At 56.6% G+C, this 16,948-nt stretch carries 15 protein-coding genes; 13 read left to right on the forward strand and 2 right to left on the reverse strand.

The genetic code is table 11. The annotated features are described in order from the left end of the window. Positions 1–34 precede the first annotated feature (34 nt). From ABMA60_RS06800 to ABMA60_RS06845, 10 genes are all read left to right on the forward strand, one after another. Positions 35–1,987: a heme lyase CcmF/NrfE family subunit gene (locus tag ABMA60_RS06800; protein ID WP_392800606.1), complete on the forward strand. Its 1,953-nt coding sequence runs from the start codon at positions 35–37 to the stop codon at positions 1,985–1,987. Beyond that, entirely contained in the window at positions 1,984–2,517 is a 534-nt protein-coding gene (locus ABMA60_RS06805) for a DsbE family thiol:disulfide interchange protein (protein WP_392800608.1), read from the forward strand. Before ABMA60_RS06800 ends, ABMA60_RS06805 begins: the two co-directional genes overlap by 4 nt. Next, positions 2,501–2,983 carry a cytochrome c-type biogenesis protein CcmH gene (locus ABMA60_RS06810; protein ID WP_392800611.1) on the forward strand — a complete coding sequence of 161 codons (483 nt, stop codon included), beginning with the start codon at positions 2,501–2,503 and terminating at the stop codon, positions 2,981–2,983. Before ABMA60_RS06805 ends, ABMA60_RS06810 begins: the two co-directional genes overlap by 17 nt. Continuing rightward, on the forward strand, positions 2,980–4,188 hold the full coding sequence (gene ccmI, locus ABMA60_RS06815) for a c-type cytochrome biogenesis protein CcmI (RefSeq protein WP_392800615.1): 1,209 nt from the start codon (positions 2,980–2,982) through the stop codon (positions 4,186–4,188). Before ABMA60_RS06810 ends, ccmI begins: the two co-directional genes overlap by 4 nt. 180 nt (positions 4,189–4,368) lie before the next feature. Beyond that, positions 4,369–7,866: a chromosome segregation protein SMC gene (smc, locus tag ABMA60_RS06820; RefSeq protein WP_392800618.1), complete on the forward strand. Its 3,498-nt coding sequence runs from the start codon at positions 4,369–4,371 to the stop codon at positions 7,864–7,866. A gap of 55 nt (positions 7,867–7,921) precedes the next feature. After that, the gene (gene zipA / locus ABMA60_RS06825; protein WP_392800621.1) at positions 7,922–8,965 is read left to right on the forward strand and encodes a cell division protein ZipA; all 1,044 of its coding nucleotides are present in this window, start codon (positions 7,922–7,924) and stop codon (positions 8,963–8,965) included. Beyond that, the gene (gene ligA, locus ABMA60_RS06830) at positions 8,962–10,995 is read left to right on the forward strand and encodes an NAD-dependent DNA ligase LigA (RefSeq protein WP_392800624.1); all 2,034 of its coding nucleotides are present in this window, start codon (positions 8,962–8,964) and stop codon (positions 10,993–10,995) included. The genes zipA and ligA overlap by 4 nt, the downstream gene beginning before the upstream one ends. Positions 10,996–11,042: 47 nt before the next feature. After that, positions 11,043–11,483 (forward strand): hypothetical protein, encoded by a 441-nt coding sequence (locus ABMA60_RS06835; protein WP_392800627.1) that lies wholly within the window; start codon positions 11,043–11,045, stop codon positions 11,481–11,483. Further along, a complete protein-coding gene (locus ABMA60_RS06840) occupies positions 11,480–11,737 on the forward strand; it encodes a YheU family protein (RefSeq protein WP_392800630.1) in 258 nt (85 codons plus the stop codon). The genes ABMA60_RS06835 and ABMA60_RS06840 overlap by 4 nt, the downstream gene beginning before the upstream one ends. After that, the gene (locus tag ABMA60_RS06845) at positions 11,730–12,206 is read left to right on the forward strand and encodes a DUF2489 domain-containing protein (RefSeq protein ID WP_392800633.1); all 477 of its coding nucleotides are present in this window, start codon (positions 11,730–11,732) and stop codon (positions 12,204–12,206) included. Before ABMA60_RS06840 ends, ABMA60_RS06845 begins: the two co-directional genes overlap by 8 nt. A gap of 12 nt (positions 12,207–12,218) precedes the next feature. Here ABMA60_RS06845 and ABMA60_RS06850 read toward each other — a convergent pair whose 3' ends face one another. Further along, positions 12,219–13,106, reverse strand: coding sequence for a recombination-associated protein RdgC (locus ABMA60_RS06850; protein ID WP_392800635.1), 888 nt, complete (start codon positions 13,104–13,106; stop codon positions 12,219–12,221). Positions 13,107–13,210: 104 nt separating this feature from the next. On the opposite strand from ABMA60_RS06850, the gene rrtA reads away from it, so the two are divergent. Further along, on the forward strand, positions 13,211–13,807 hold the full coding sequence (rrtA, locus tag ABMA60_RS06855) for a rhombosortase (RefSeq protein WP_392800639.1): 597 nt from the start codon (positions 13,211–13,213) through the stop codon (positions 13,805–13,807). Here rrtA and ABMA60_RS06860 read toward each other — a convergent pair. Beyond that, positions 13,796–14,677: a LysR family transcriptional regulator gene (locus ABMA60_RS06860; protein WP_392800642.1), complete on the reverse strand. Its 882-nt coding sequence runs from the start codon at positions 14,675–14,677 to the stop codon at positions 13,796–13,798. The genes rrtA and ABMA60_RS06860 overlap by 12 nt on opposite strands. Before the next feature lie 173 nt (positions 14,678–14,850). On the opposite strand from ABMA60_RS06860, the gene leuC reads away from it, so the two are divergent. Together leuC and leuD are read left to right on the forward strand one after the other, a co-directional pair. Then, a complete protein-coding gene (gene leuC / locus ABMA60_RS06865) occupies positions 14,851–16,287 on the forward strand; it encodes a 3-isopropylmalate dehydratase large subunit (RefSeq protein WP_392800644.1) in 1,437 nt (478 codons plus the stop codon). After that, positions 16,284–16,931 carry a 3-isopropylmalate dehydratase small subunit gene (leuD, locus tag ABMA60_RS06870; protein ID WP_392800646.1) on the forward strand — a complete coding sequence of 216 codons (648 nt, stop codon included), beginning with the start codon at positions 16,284–16,286 and terminating at the stop codon, positions 16,929–16,931. Before leuC ends, leuD begins: the two co-directional genes overlap by 4 nt. Positions 16,932–16,948: the final 17 nt, after the last annotated feature.

The following is a 16,948-nucleotide window of genomic DNA, read 5'->3' on the forward strand; positions in this document are numbered from 1 at the left end:
TCACGCACGATACGCACAATAAATAAGAGTCGCTATGTTACCGGAGTACGGACATTTTGCGCTGATCCTGGCGCTGCTGTTGGCCACGGGCCTGTCGACCTTGCCACTTTACGGTGTGCTGAGCGGACATGGCGGTTTCCAACGTTCTGCCACGGCCCTGACCTGGGGCCTGACCTTCTTTCTGACCACCGCCTTTGCCATTCTGGTCACCTGCTTTTTGGTGGACGATTTCTCGGTGCGCATTGTCGTCGAGAACTCCAACAGCCAGTTACCCTGGTTCTATAAAATGTCTGCGACCTGGGGTAATCACGAAGGCTCCATGTTGATGTGGGTGCTGATGCTCGGCGGCTGGGCGACGGCGGTCAGTCTGTTTTCCGGTTCGTTATCGCAAGAATTAAAAAGCGCTGTGCTGGCGGTGATGGGCATGATTTCACTGGCCTTCTTACTGTTCTTGCTGGTGACTTCGAACCCCTTCGATCGACTGCTGCCGATTCCGCCCGGCGACGGTGGCGACCTCAATCCTCTGTTGCAGGATTTTGGTCTGATCGTACATCCGCCGACGCTCTATATGGGCTATGTGGGTTTTTCAGTCGCCTTTGCTTTTGCCATAGCAGCATTGATTACCGGTCGTTTCGATGCCGGCTGGTCACGTTGGGCGCGGCCCTGGACCAATATGGCCTGGGCGTTTCTGACACTCGGTATCGCCCTGGGCAGCTGGTGGGCCTATTACGAACTCGGCTGGGGCGGCTGGTGGTTCTGGGACCCGGTTGAAAATGCGTCCTTAATGCCCTGGTTAATCGGCACCGCCTTAATTCATTCGCAGGCGGTCAGCGAGAAGCGCAACCTCTTTAAATCCTGGACGCTGTTGCTGGCGATTCTGGCCTTTTCCTTCAGTCTGCTCGGCACCTTTTTGGTTCGCTCCGGTGTGCTGACCTCGGTGCATGCCTTCGCCACCGACCCGGAACGCGGTCTCTTTATTCTGGTGATTTTGTTGGTCACCATCGGCAGTTCGCTGCTGCTTTATGCGCTGCGCGCAGGCCAGATTCGCATCGCCGGTGAGCATCGTTTGGTATCGCGCGAATCCTTCTTGCTGTTTAACAACATCATTCTGGTGGTTATCGCTTTTATGGTGTTGTTGGGTACGTTGTTTCCGTTACTTTTTGACGCCTTTAACTGGCGCAAGCTGTCGGTCGGCGCGCCTTACTTTAATGCCATGTTTAATTTCTTCATGGTGTTTTTGTTGTCGCTGCTCGGGGTTGGTCAGTTGCTGCGTTGGAAGCGGCATCCGCTTTCTGAACTGCGCACCCAATTTAAAGTCGGCATTCCGCTTGCTCTGGTTCTGGGCTTGGCGTTGCCGCCCTTGGTGACCTCAAGTTTTAACTGGCGCGTCTGGTTGGGTCTGGCACTGGTGTTCTGGTTATTGGCTGGCTTGGTGCGCATGCTGCTCGATCGCACCCGTAATGCCTCTCAACCTTGGCGCGCCTTACGTCGCGCCGGCGGCTCTTTCTGGGGCATGTGGCTGGCGCATCTGGGCGTAGCCGTCTGTGTCGTTGGCGTGGTACTGGTGTCGAACTACGACCAGGCACGGGATTTCCGGATGGCCCCGGGCGACACCGTCACCATGGGCGATTACAGCTTTCGTTTTGATGGCATGAACATCGTTGCAGGGCCGAATTATCAGTCCGATCAGGGAGTGATCAGTGTCTTGCGTAATGACCAACTGATTGCCGATTTGCATCCGGAAAAACGCTTCTACACCGTGCAGCGTAACACCATGACCGAAGCGGGCATCGATGCCGGCTTGTTCCGTGATCTCTACGCTTCACTGGCAGAACCGCTGGATGACGACCATCAGGTCTGGGCGGTTCGGTTGCAGGTAAAACCCTTCGTACGCTGGATTTGGCTCGGCGCTATTTTGATGGCTGCCGGGGGAGTTTTGGCATTGTTTGATCGTCGCTATCGCAAAGCGACAGGAGGACGGGCGTGACACGCAGATGGGTCTTGTTTTTACCGCTGGGTTTGATTGTGGTTTTGGCCGCGCTGTTCTCTTATGCCTTGTTGTCTGGTGTCGATCCCAGTGAGATGCCCTCGGCACTGGAAGGCGAAGAGATGCCGGCCTTTCGGCTCAGCACTGTCCAGGACAGTCTGGATATGAAAACGGTCGACGACCTGACGGGCGAGCCGTTTTTGTTAAATATCTGGGCCACCTGGTGTCCATCGTGCAAATGGGAGCATCCCTATTTAAACAGTCTGTCTCAGGAAGGCGTGCGCATCATTGGCGTCAATTACAAAGATGAACGGGATTTGGCGCAGGCCTGGTTGCAAGATTACGCCAACCCTTACGAAATTGATCTGTACGACCCCAACGGCGACCTGGGTTTTGAGCTGGGTGTAACCGGTGCACCGGAAACCTTTTTTATCGACTCCCAGGGCGTGATTCAGTATCGCTACCAAGGGCCGATCGACAGTGCGCTGTGGCAGGATGAACTAAAGGCCGTCTATGAAAACCTGGATTAATCCGAGTCTGATCATCGTTGCTTTATTGCTCTTGTGTCTGGCCGCAACGGCCCTGGCTGAGCGCGAGCAGCGTTACTTCGATAACGACAGGCTGCGCGATCGTTACGAACAACTGATTTGGGAATTGCGCTGCCCTAAATGTCAGAACCAGAACATCGCCGGCTCCAACGCGCCCATCGCCGCTGATATGCGCGAAAAGACCTACGAACTGCTGCATCAGGGCTACAGCGATCAGCAGATTATCGACTATATGATCGACCGCTATTCCGAATTCGTCACCTACAAGCCGCGCGTTACTGCCGGCACCGTCTGGCTTTGGCTGATTCCCGGTCTGGGTCTGTTGATCGGTGCTGTGGCGGTCTTTGTATTGGCGCGACGCTCCGGCCAGCAAGCGGTTGAACCCATCAGCGACGCCGAGCGGCAACGCCTGGCTGAACTGCTGGAAAAGGACAGTGACGCCTCATGATGATATTTCTGCTGATGATTCTCACCGCTTGGCTCTTTGTGCTGCTGGCGGTACGCACCGGCCGCTCCAGCCGGGCGCGCGATTCGGTCACTGAGTCGGTCGACATTCATCGCGACCGACTGGCGCAGCTTGAAGCCGATTTTCGCGACGGCACGCTGGAGCTGGCGGACTACCAACAGTTCAAGACTGAAACCGAACGTGCGCTGCTCGAAGACAGCCGTAAGGCGGCACGCGGTACCGATCTGCGAACCTTGCCCTGGCCGTTGGCGCTGGTAGCACTGGTGGTAATCGCGGTGGCTGCTGGACTGCTTTATAAGCACTGGGGCGCGGCCGATGCGGTGGAAGTTCGCCGTGGGTTTATCGAATTGGCCACCAGCGAGCAGCCCACCCAGCAACAGCTGGATACCACGCTCGATGGTTACCAGGCCATGCTCGAGCGTCATCCGGACGATCTGCAAGGCTGGTTTCGTCTGGCCAATATGCAGATGGAGCTGGGCCGCTATGCCGATGCGCAACCGAATCTGGAACGGGTGCTGCGGTTACTGCGCGAGGGTGATCGCAACGCCGAAGACGAAGCCACTATTCTGGCTTATCTGGGGCAAACGCTCTGGGCTCAGGAACAGCCACAAGCGGCTTTGGCGCGTTTCGAAGAGGCGCTGCAATTCAATGCTCAGAACAATCTGGCGCTGGGGTTTGCCGGTCGCTTAACCTTTGAAAGCGGCGATTATCGGGACTCCATCGACTACTGGCTGCGCTTGAAAAGCCTGGCCAGCGAAGACGCCGATACCCGTCTGATCGATGAGTTTATCCGCCGAGCCCAGGCCGCGCTGGCGGAGCAGGGCATCGATTACCAGCCACAGTTACAGCCGCGTTTGAATCTCACCATCCAGCTGCCATCGGCCTGGGAAGGCTTGCCCGACAGCGCCGCCTTGTTTGTCTACGCCCGCCAGCCCGGTGAGCGCATGCCCTTGGTGGTTAAACGCATTCCGGTGACCGCAGGCGAAATAAAAGTATCCCTCAGTGACGCCGATGCCATGGGGCCGATGGGTGGTCTGGATGGACAGACTGAGGTGGAAGTCACCGCTCGAGTGTCCTTTTCCGGCCAGGCTGAGAGCGCGCCAGGCGACTGGACGGCACAGCCGAAAACCGTGGATTTAACCGAGAATTCACAACAGCAGCTGAGCCTGCAGATACGCCAGCCATAAGGCATTTTTGAATGGCTTGGAGGGTTTCTTTAAGGGTTCTCTAAGTTGTTGATCTGGTTCCGGAAATGGGCTGACACGGCGGTTTCAACGGCCGCCGATTAACGCTAGAATCGTGGCAACCAAGTCTTTAGCCGGCCCGGGTTTATCCGGGTCGGCCCACGCCGGAACTGGCAGGACGCTATGCGACTGAAAAGCATCAAGGTGGCCGGATTCAAATCCTTCGTCGATCCGACCACCATCCCTTTTCCGACCAATCTGTCGGCCATCGTTGGTCCCAATGGCTGCGGCAAGTCGAACACCATCGACGCCGTACGCTGGGTGATGGGTGAATCGTCCGCCAAACATCTGCGCGGCGAATCGATGACGGACGTCATCTTCAACGGCTCCAACGCGCGTAAGCCGGTGGGCCAATGTTCGGTCGAGCTGGTGTTCGATAACTCCGATCACACGCTGCAGGGCCAGTACGCCGGCTTTAACGAAATCTCCATTCGCCGTCGCGTCACCCGCGATGGTCAGTCCAGCTATTTCCTCAACGGCACCAAGTGCCGCCGCAAAGACGTCACCGATCTGTTCCTCGGCACCGGTCTGGGCGCGCGTTCATACGCCATCATCGAGCAGGGCATGATTTCCCGGCTGATCGAAGCCAAACCGGAAGAACTGCGCACCACCATCGAAGAAGCCGCCGGTATTTCGCGCTACAAAGAGCGTCGCCGTGAAACCGAAAACCGCATGCGTCGTACGCGCGAAAACCTGGAACGCCTGACCGACATCCGCGAAGAGCTGGAACGTCAGCTGCAGCATTTGCATCGCCAGGCGCAGTCGGCCGAGAAGTACAAAGAATACAAAGCCGAAGAGCGCAGCTCGCGCGCGCAACTATCCGCATTGCGCTGGAAACGACTCGACGACGAAGTCGGCGAACAGGAATTAAAAATTTCCGAACTGGAAACGCGCTACGAAGGTTTTGTCGCTGAGCAGCGCCGTATTGATGCGGAAATCGAGGCGCTGCGCGAAACCCATCACGACGCCACCGAAGCGTTTAACGATGTGCAGGCGCGCTATTACCAACTGGGTAACGAAGTCGCTCGCTTCGAGCAAACCATGCAGCACCGGCAGGAACAGAGCCAGCAATTGCTGACCGATATCCATGATGCCGAACGCCAACTGCACGAAGCCGGTCAGGAAAGTCAGGCCGATGCCGACCGGGTGGAAGAAAGCCAGGAAGCGCTGCAACTGCTGGAACCCGAACTGGAAGCGGCGGCCGAAAAAGTCAGTCGCGCCAGCGAAGAACTGGCCGCTATCGAACAGCGCCAACAAGAATGGCAAACACGCTGGGATGCGTTTAACCAGAATGCCCAGGGGCCAAAACGTCAGGCGGAAGTCGCCCAGTCGCGCATCCAGCATTTGGAGCGGGTGGTCGAACAACTGCATCGCCGTCAGGAAAATCTCTACCGCGAACGCGACCAACTCAGCGCTGACCCGGAAGCGGAAAACCTCGCGGCTTTGCTGGAGCAAACTGAAGAATTAGAGCAACGCGCCGAAGCTTTTCAGACCCAACTGGATGATCTGACCGAACGCTTGCAACAAGGCCGCGAAGACGCCGAACAAAAACGCGCGCGTTACGATGAGACCAGGCAGCAACTGCAACAGAAGCAGGCGCGCAAGGCGACATTGGATGCCTTGATCAAAGCCGCACTGGGTGATGAAAGCCAGGGCGTTCAGGATTGGCTCGCCAGCCATCAGCTGCGCGAAGCGGTGCGCCTGGCGCAGAATGTTGAAGTTGAACCAGGCTGGGAAGCAGCGGTTGAAGCGGTGCTGGGTGATCGGCTACAGGCGGTTTGCGTTGAATCCGTTGATGGGCTGGGTGACGCCATCAGTCGCTTCAAAGACGGCACCCTGACGCTGGTCAGTGGTCCGGCCAGCAGCGCAGCGAGCAGCGACAGCCTGCTGTCAAAAGTGCGCTCTGATCGTGATCTCTCCAACTGGCTGGCCCCGGTGCAACTGGCCGATTCACTCGATGATGCTTTGGCGCGTCGTTCAAGCTTGCAGCCGCATCAAAGCCTGATTACCCGTGATGGTATTTGGGTTGGACCAACCTGGTTGCGCGTGCGTCGTGGTGAAGGTGCGGCCGATGGACTGCTCAGCCAGCAGCAGGAACGCGACGATCTGATCGATGCCATCGATGAGCTTGAAGCGGTCGAAGAGGACCTGGAAGTCAGCCTCAACGTTGCCTTGATGCAACAGAAATCGATCGAAGAAGAACGCGAACAACTGCAGCGTGATAACCAGCAGTTGAGTCGTCAATTGGCCGAAGCGAAATCCGAATTGAGCGGCCGTCAGGTTCAGGTCGAACAATTGCGCGAGCGGCGCGAACGTCTGGCCGTCGACATTCAGGAAGTCGAAAACCAGATGGCCGAAGAGCGTGAAAGTCTGTCCATGACGCGCGAGGAATTGCAGCAGTCGCTGGATTCAATGGAAGAGGATGTCGATGAACGCGAAGCCTTGTTGGGTGAGCGTGAAGAATTCCGCATCAGCGTCGATGAAAAACGCGACGAAGTTCGTGCACTGCGCGATGCCGAACATCAGCTGCAATTGAAGCAGCAAACCTTGCAAACGGAAGTGCGTTCTTTGCAGGCGTCTTTGGAGCGGGCCAGTCAGCAAAAAACGCGGGCTCAGGAGCGTCTGACACGATTGAAAGAACAGCTCAGTGAACGCGAAGATCCATCCGATGAATTGAAAGAAGAGCTCGAACAAAAACTCGAAGCTCAGATGGAACTGGAAGGCGCTTTGAACGACAAGCGCGCGGTGATGGAAGCGGCCGATAGTAAGATGCGTGAGCTGGAACAGGCGCGCGCAGCGACCGAGCAGCAGGCGATGGCTGTGCGGTCGGAAATGGAACAGCAAAAGATGAATGCGCAGACGCAAATTACCCGTCGCGCTACCCTGGCCGAACAACTGGCTGAGCAGCAATTTGATCTGGATACGGTGCTCGCCAATCTGCCGGATGACGCCACTGAAACCGCCTGGGAAGAAGCACTGGAACGCCTGGCGGCGCGCATTCAACGCCTTGGCCCGATCAACCTGGCGGCGATTGAGGAATACCAGACGCAAAGCGAGCGCAAGCGTTATCTCGATGAGCAGGATGATGATTTGCAACGCGCCCTGGAAACCTTGGAGAACGCGATTCGTAAAATTGATCGCGAAACCCGCACCCGTTTTAAAGATACCTTTGATCGGGTGAATCAGGGTTTACAGGATCTTTTCCCCAAGGTGTTCGGTGGTGGTCATGCCTATTTGGAACTGACCGGCGATGATCTGCTCGATACCGGTGTGGCCATTATGGCGCGCCCGCCGGGCAAGCGAAATTCCACCATTCATTTGTTGTCGGGTGGTGAAAAAGCGCTGACGGCAATTGCTTTGGTGTTTTCCATCTTCCGTCTGAATCCGTCACCCTTTTGTATGCTGGATGAGGTTGATGCGCCGCTCGATGATGCCAATGTGGGTCGCTATGCGCGCTTGGTGCAAGCCATGTCGGAGCACGTGCAGTTTATCTACATTACGCACAACAAAATTGCCATGGAGATGGCGCATCAATTGATGGGTGTCACCATGAACGAGCCGGGCGTATCCCGGTTGGTATCGGTCAACGTCGAAGAGGCTGCTGAACTGGCAGCGATCTGAGATGGTTTTTTTCGTCAACGATTAGAGTGTTTGCTTAGCAGGAGGGTAGACGGCGATGCGCGAATTATTGGTCATTATCGGCGTGGTGCTGATTGCCCTGATTCTTTGGGACGGCATGCGCCGCATGCAAAAAAAAGGTCGTTACAGTGACGACTATCAGGACCCGGACGAGCTGCGTAAACAAGCCGAAATTGCCCGTGAGTTACCCAATGGTGGCGCCCGGACCCGGCCGATGGATAATCGTGATCAAACCGATCTGAATACTCGTCTGAATTTACGCGAACGGGTGCCGATGCTGATGGACCCGGTCGATGAAGAAACGCCGGACGACGATGCCGGGTCGGTCACGCATGTCGATCAACATCACCTCGATTTTGATGCGCCCGTTGATGATTTATCAGAATCCGAAACGTTGCGCTATGCGGCAAAACCGCATGCTGATACTGAACAGTCGGAGGTCGAGCCGGTTGAAGAGGATGAATTTGACGACTCTTCAAGCGAAGACTATCGGGCCGATTCGGCGGCTGAGCCAGACCACGACGTTGATGAATTTGTGGCGCACGAGCCAATCGATGACCAGGCTGAGCCATATTCAGCGCAGTCCGACTGGCAGGCTGAAGACCAAGCCGAATTCCAGTCATCCACCAGTGATGAACAGGTCGATGATCGGCCTGTAGAAGAACTGGTCATTATTCATATTATGGCGCCGGATGGCGCTCAACTGGCCGGCAGTGAGTTGCTGGAGTTGTTACTGCGAGCCGGCCTGCGTTTTGGTCCGATGGATATTTTTCACTACCGCAACAGCAAAGGTCAGCTGGAATTCAGTCTGGCCAATTGTGTGCAGCCGGGCACCTTGGACCCGGATGGCATGGCCGAAATGACCACGCCAGGCGTAACCCTCTTTATGCAGTTGCCGCAGCGTGCTGACCTGCTGATTTCTTTCGATCATATGGTCGAGATGGGACAGTTTTTAGCTCAGCATCTGGGCGCCGACATGCTCGATGAAAACCACTCTACGGTCACGCCGCAGCGTGTTGAACATTATCGTGAAAGACTGCGTAATTTTGCCCGTTCTCAATTGATCCAGGCCCACGAATGACAGCCGATTTGCGCGCCGAATACGAATCGTTAATTGCCCGGATTCGTGATTACGACCATCAGTATTACGTTCTTAATCAGTCGGATATTCCTGACGCCGAATACGATCGTTTGATGTTGCGCCTGCGCGAAATAGAGGCTGAGCAGCCATCCTGGGTTACCGCTGAGTCACCCTCGCAACGCGTAGCCGGCGCACCGGCGGAAGGCTTTGCGACGGTCCGGCATGAAGTGCCGATGTTGTCGCTCGACAACGCATTCAGTGATGAGGATCTCGCCGATTTTTACCAGCGTCTGCAAAGCCGTCTGAACAGCAGCGATGAATTGCGCTTTGCCTGCGAACCCAAGCTCGACGGCATAGCAGTCAGTCTGCTTTATGAAAACGGCCGCCTGGTTCGCGGCGCTACTCGTGGCGACGGCACCACCGGCGAAGACATTACTGCGAACGTCCGCACTATTCGCTCCATTCCGCTGGAACTGCGCGGCAGTGACTGGCCGGCAGTATTGGAAGTGCGCGGCGAGATTTATATGACCCGCGCCGGCTTCGAAAAGATGAATGCCGAGGCCGAGAAAAACGGCGAAAAAGTTTTTGTGAATCCACGTAATGCCGCCTCTGGCAGTCTGCGCCAACTTGATTCCAGTTTGACCGCCAAACGCCCGTTGCGCATGTGTTGTTACTCGGTGGGTCGTGTCGAGGGCGGGGAGCTTGCGGCGACCCAGAGCGACACCCTGGCGCGTCTGGCTGACTGGGGTTTGAAGATCAACGAAGAAAGTCGGGTGGTCAATGGGCTGGACGGATGCCAGGCTTATTATCAGCGCATGCTCGAACGTCGTGATCAACTGGATTACGAAATTGACGGCATCGTCTACAAAATCGATTCGCTGAATTTGCAGCAGCGTCTGGGTTTTGTGTCACGGGCGCCGCGCTGGGCCATTGCGCGCAAATTTCCGGCTCAGGAAGAAACGACCATTCTGGAAGGCGTCGATTTTCAGGTCGGTCGCACCGGTGCCTTAACGCCGGTTGCGCGCTTGCAGCCGGTTTTTGTCGGTGGTGTCACCGTCAGTAATGCGACACTGCACAACATGGACGAAATTGAACGGCTCGATGTGCGCGTCGGCGATACCGTCATTATTCGCCGCGCCGGTGATGTGATTCCTCAGGTGGCGCGGGTCATTGAAAGCAAACGCCCGGCGGATGCGCAGCCGATACAGATGCCAACCGAATGCCCGGTATGCGGCTCCAACGTCGAACGCGTTGAAGGCGAAGCCGTGGCGCGTTGCACCGGCGGTTTGAATTGTGGCGCTCAGCGTCGTGAAGCCTTGAAACATTTTGTTTCTCGGCGCGCGCTGGATATCGAAGGTCTGGGTGAAAAGCTGATTGATGCCTTGCTCGAAGCCGGCCAGTTGCATGCACCGAGTGATATTTTTGAGCTTAACGCCGAAACGCTGATGAACCTGGAGCGGATGGGCGAAAAATCTTCCGCCAATGTGATAGCGGCGATCGAAGCGGCTAAGCAAACGACGTTGGGTCGGTTTTTATACGCCTTAGGCATTCGCGAAGTGGGTGTCACCACGGCGGAAAATCTGGCCCAGCATTTTGGTTCTTTGCAAGCCTTGATGGTGGCCAGTGAAGAAGCCTTGCTCGAAGTCGATGACGTCGGCCCCAAGGTGGCGGCTCATGTCGCTCACTTTATGGCCGAAGACAATAACGTCGAAGAAATTAAGCGCTTGGTCAGTCATGGTTTGGATTGGCCGGATCCCAGACCGGTTGGCGGCGATCGCCCACTGGAAGGCCAGACCTGGGTGGTCACTGGCAAGCTGGAAGTGATGAGCCGCGATGAGGCCAAGGATTATCTGCAGCGCCTCGGCGCCAAGGTCGCGGGTTCGGTATCGGCGAAAACGGCTTGTGTCGTCGCCGGTCCGGGCGCCGGCTCCAAGCTGAAAAAAGCCACCGAGCTCGATATCGACGTGATCGATGAAGCGGCCTTTCTTGATCAGTTACGTCACCACGGCTTATGGCGCGACGACGCCTAAGCCGTCATCTGCAAGTCAGCAATTCAAAGCATCAGGCAGGAGATCTCATGCTGGAACAGGAGAGCATCGTATACGGTGTGATTCGTGATGTGGCGAGCGAAGGCAGCGAATTTTTGTTGCGCAGCCGCAGGGTTAACAGCGAAGCCATTCTCAACCTGGGCGATGTCGATGATTTTCCGCATCTGACCACCAGTATGTTCGCCATTCCGGTCGAAGAGCTGGAGCAGGGCACCTATCGTACTCAGGTGATCCATTTTGCCGGTTCCTACCACGCTGTTGAATATCACTGGGAGCAATGGCTCGCTAAATTCGAAGCCCTGTTAGCGCGGATGTATTGGCTGTCAGCGACGGTACACCTTGAAACCGGGCTGTCGGGCAGCCATACCTTCCAGTGGGACAGCCCGGGTGCCTACCACGCGCCCAGCGATGAATTCAGTGTGCACTGTGAGTGGGAACATGCCCTGGCCATTGGACAGAAACCTTCATGATCATCCCGTTTGAGCGTTTGGAAAGCGAGACTCTGGAGCAGGTGATCCGCGAATGGTTGATGCGTCAGGGTGAAGATTGGGGCATGGAAGAGGGTTTGCTTGAATCGGCAATCAAGCGCGCTCGGCAGGCACTCAGTGATGGCCGTCTGGTGCTTTACTGGGATGCCAACGAAGAGTATCTGACGCTGCTCGACCCCAAACTGGTCGACCCCAATGCAGTGCCCAGCGACGACGAACAGGAATCCTATGAATAATCTAATGCTCAGTGTGTTGGCCGTAGCGGCGGTCATTATTATTGCGGTATTGGCCGTGATCGCCTGGCGCTTGCAAGCTCAGGTTCGACAGCAACAGCGCCACCAGGAAGAGCAGCAGGCAGCGGCGCAGGAACGCGATGCCGAACGTACGGCTTATGTGCTCGACAGCCTGCGCATTCTCTCGGCCAATGTGATTGACGAAAACCTCAACCTGTCTGAAGCGACCATTCGCTGCAAGGTATTGGTGGATGCTTTGAGCTTACCTGAAAGCGAACGTCAGCCTTACCAGGTGTTGGAAACCGTTTTCGAGCGGGTGCAGCACTTCGATACCCATGGCGCGCGCAAAGCTTTGTCGCGTGAAGAACGCAAGCGCCAGGACCAAGCGCGTGAAGCCATTGAGCAGGAATACGAGGCGGAATTAAAAGCCTGTTTTGAGCGGCTGCGCCATATTGGTTTAGCCACTCAATAAGGAGCGTTGGAATCAGACGCCGGGTTCGGCGATCTGCGGTTCCAGTGCCGTGAGCCAGGTGGTCAGCGTATCGGACATCAGCAGTGTATCGGTGCGCGGATCGTCGGAATCGCCGTTGGTTTCTACCAAAGTATCGCTGTATTTCAGTCGCTTTATCGCAAAGGCATCGTCGATCACTGCCTGGCATTGATCGTTGATAACAATCCCTAACTGACGAATGCGCATGCCACTTTCCAGTGAATGGCGGATTTCCGGCGCGTCCAGGTCCAAGTTGCGATAGCGCGCTTTCACCGTCGGGTCCTGCGCCATCACCAGTTCCAGATCGGCCGATAATTCTGTGCCTTCCGGGCGACGTTCAGGGTCGTGGTACCAGGCGGTCAGTAAATCGCCACCGGCAATCAATTTACCCAGTGGCACGATGGGCAGACTACCCACCGCATCGCGTAACTGAGCAGTGACTTCGTCGGCGGTTTTTTCGCTGGCGGCGTTCAATACCAGCCACTGACGTGACGGATCAATCCACAGACTGACGCGGCGGGTTTTGTGGAAGGCACGTGGCAGCAGTTCAGCGCGGATGGCTTCTTTTAACGCTTCTTTTTCCTTGCGGCCCGGGCGGCGACCTTCGGCTTCTTCCACCGCCAGCACCTTCTCATCCAGATGTTCTTTGAGCACGCTCGACGGCAACAGTTTTTCCTGAATCTGGGCCGCCATAAACAATCGACCACCAACGTTTTCGCACAACATCGTGCTGTCGCCAAAGGGCGGTACCCAGCCGAAGCTGCTTTCCTGCAAGGCACTGAGACCCGTGAACGGAAGGTGAGCGAGGGCCTCGTTGAGTTGATCTTCGTTGGCGGTCCAGTTGTCGGTCAGCCGATACAATCGAAGATTTTTAAACCACATGCGCTCGCGTCCTGTGCAGTAAAGGGAAGGGCGCGCAGTGTACTGGTTCGCGTCGTCCGGCAAAACCTCTAAGATGGGCGCTGGTTGTTGTTGTCGAGAAAATCGTGATCCCTGCTGCCTTTCGCTCCCGTCCGCTTTGGTTGCTGTTGCTGAGTTTGTCGTTACTGACGCTGGTCGGTGCGCTGGCGCCGATCAATGACTGGCTGGAATTTCGTCGTGCGCCCTGGTTAGAAGGTCAACTTTGGCGACCGCTGAGCGCCTGGATGGCGCAGTTGAATCTGATGCATTGGCTGGTGAATCAGTGGGGGTTGATCTTGCTGGCGTTGGTGATGCCACCGCGGACGAGCAGGGCCGACGTGCTGGCCTTTATCTGGGTCTGGTTGTTTGCCAGTGTCATGCTGGTGTTCAGCGATTATCGGCAATACGCCGGCCTGTCGGGTTTGCTCTATGGCTGGCTGGTGTGGGCGGTGCTTTGCTCACCTTACTATCAAGCTTGGTTGCGGTGGCTGGTGGCCCTGGTGCTGACTGCCAAGGTGGTGCAGGAAAACCTGCCGGGCGATCACGGCAGTGAGCTGGTCGGTCAGTGGATATCGGCCAACATAGCGGTGGAGTCCCATGCCTGGGGTTTGCTGGCCGGCTGGATAGCCTTGGCTGTTGCCTGGTTGTGGCTGCGCTCGGATCGCTTCCGTTCAACTCCCTGAGGCCATTTCGCGCGCTATGGTTAGCAGTTCCAGCGCGCCCTGACTGGGCGTGCGCCGGCTGTGGCGAATCACACCTAAGTGCCGCACCAGGCTGACCTGTTCCACCTTCAATATCGTCATCGACTCGTTGATCAATCGATCCGGCAACAGACTCCAGCCCAAACCACTGCTCACCAAGGCGCCGATGGTTTCCAGATAGTTCACCGCCAGACGCCGCTTTAATGGCAAATGATGACGTTCAAAAGCGGTTTGAATCAGCCGGAAGGTGGTGGTCGCTTCTTCCGGCAAAATAGCGCGAAAGTGCACCAGTTCATTCAACCGAATCGCGCCGCGTTTGGCGGCCAGCGGATGATCATGCGCAACCACGAAACGCAGTTCGTCAGTCCACAGTCGTTCCTGAATCAGATCGCGCGGCAAGGTGGTGGGCAGGGTGATAAAGGCCAGTTCCAGATCGCGCTTGAGAATCGCCTGAATGGTTTGTTCCGACTCCAGAAACCGCAAGTCGAGCTGTGCCTGCGGGTGGCGTTCGACCAGGGTGCGCAGAATCGGTCCCAGGTAATGCAGGCCAATATGGTGGCTGGAGGCAATCGCCACCTGACCCACCTGGCCGCCGCTGGACTGATGAATCGCCTGGCGCGCATCGCGGATATCTTCGAGAATCCGTTCCGCACGCTCCACCAAGAGCCGTCCGCTCTCAGTCAGATAGACCTCCCGGCCGATGCGGTCGAACAGCCGGGTGTCCAGGCTGCTTTCCAGATTGGCAATGCGCTTGGATACCGCCGGCTGGGTGAGAAACAGCTGCTCGGCGGCACGGCTGAAGGAGCCGTTTTCGGCGACGGCGAGAAAGGCTTCCAGGCTTTGATGATCCATGTTTAACGTCCGTTGATGGCGTGATGTATTCCAATTTGGAATTGAAAACATAAAAATAATAAATTTGTATTATCCGGCTGTCCAAATAAAATGCGTTTCATGGTTTCAAGGCTTGTTGCCGCTCCGCCCATCGTGGTCTGCAAGCCATTCACCGTGCGATAAGAGGATTCCCCATGGCCGGTAAAACGCTTTACGACAAACTCTGGGATGCCCACCTCGTCTCCCAGCGCGACGACGGCACCGCTTTGATCTACATCGACCGTCAATTGCTGCACGAAGTCACCTCGCCACAAGCGTTTGAAGGCTTGCGTCTGGCGGGCCGGAAACCCTGGCGCCTGGACACCAACCTGGCGACGCCGGATCACAACGTCTCCACCGAAGCCGGTGAGCGTTCCGAAGGCGTGGCTGGTATCAAAGACGAGATTTCCCGCATTCAGGTGCAGACGCTCGACACCAACTGCACCGATTTCGGCGTTCGTGAATTCAGCATGAACGATGTCGAGCAAGGCATCGTTCATGTGGTCGGGCCGGAGCAGGGCGCGACCTTGCCGGGCATGACTATCGTCTGCGGCGATTCGCACACCTCCACTCACGGCGCCATGGGTTCGCTGGCGTTCGGCATTGGTACTTCAGAAGTCGAGCACGTCCTGGCAACTCAGTGTCTGATTCAGCGCAAGATGAAAAACATGCGCATCCGCGTCGAAGGCGAATTAGGTGAGGGCGTTACCGCTAAAGATGTGGTGCTCTACATCATCGGTCAGATCGGCACCGCCGGTGGCACCGGTTATGCCATCGAATTCGGAGGTAGCGCTATTCGTAAACTGTCGATGGAAGGTCGTATGACCATCTGCAATATGGCCATCGAAGCTGGTGCCCGCGCGGGCATGGTGGCAGTCGATGACACCACCATCGATTACTTCTACGACCGGCCGTTTGCGCCCAAGGGAGAACTTTGGGATCAGGCGGTGGCGTCCTGGCGTGATCTGGTCAGCGACGACGATGCGGTGTTCGACGCCGATATCGAACTCAAAGCCTCCGACATTGAGCCGCAGGTGTCCTGGGGCACTTCTCCGGAAATGGTTGTCGGCATTAATGACAAGGTGCCCAACCCGGCACAGCAGAGCGACGAAGCCAGTCGTAAAGGCATCGAGCGCGCACTGGAATATATGGGGCTGGAAGCTGATCAGCCGATTGAAAGCATCAAACTCGACCGCGTTTTTATCGGTTCCTGCACCAACTCGCGCATCGAAGATTTGCGCGCTGCGGCGGCGGTTGTTAAAGGCAAAAAGGTATCGTCCAGCCTGAAGCAGGCGATGGTGGTGCCGGGTTCTGGATTGGTGAAACGTCAGGCCGAAGCCGAAGGTTTGCACACCATCTTTAAAGCAGCCGGTTTCGAATGGCGCGAACCGGGTTGTTCGATGTGTCTGGCCATGAATGCCGACAAATTGGGCCAGGGCGAACACTGCGCCTCGACCTCAAACCGCAACTTTGAAGGTCGTCAGGGCTTTGGTGGACGTACTCATCTGGTCAGTCCGGCCATGGCGGCTGCCGCTGCCATCGCCGGTCACTTTGTCGATATTCGCACCTGGCAGGAGGGTCAAGCCGCATGAAAGCCTTTACTCGTTTAGATGGGTTGGTCGCACCGATGGACCGCGCCAACGTCGATACAGACTTGATCATTCCCAAGCAGTTTCTGAAATCGATCAAGCGCTCCGGCTTCGGCCCTAACTTGTTTGATGCATTGCGTTATCTCGATGAAGGTCAGCCGGGCATGGATAATTCCAAGCGCCCGCTGAACCCGGACTTTGCGCTGAACCAGCCGCGCTATCAGGGTGCTGAAGTGCTGTTGGCGCGCCGCAACTTCGGTTGTGGTTCCAGCCGCGAACACGCGCCCTGGGCGTTGGAAGACTTCGGCTTCCGTGCGGTTATTGCGCCGAGCTTCGCCGATATCTTCTATAACAACTGCTTTAAGAATGGCGTACTGCCGATCGTGCTTGATGAAACCATCGTCGATCGTCTGTTCAAAGAGCTGGACGCCAACGAAGGCTATCGTCTGACCATCGATCTGGAAGCCCAGACGGTCATCACGCCGGACGGCGACAGCTTCAGCTTTGAGGTCGACGGCTTCCGTAAGCATTGCCTGCTCAACGGCCTGGACGACATCGGCCTGACGCTCGAAGACGCCGACGCTATTCGCGCTTACGAACAACGCCGTGCCAATGAAGCGCCCTGGGTATTCGGGCAAATCCGCTAAGTCGGTTTTATCAGCAT

The organism is Saccharospirillum sp. HFRX-2 (assembly GCF_043196805.1).
Classification (GTDB): domain Bacteria; phylum Pseudomonadota; class Gammaproteobacteria; order Pseudomonadales; family Natronospirillaceae; genus Saccharospirillum.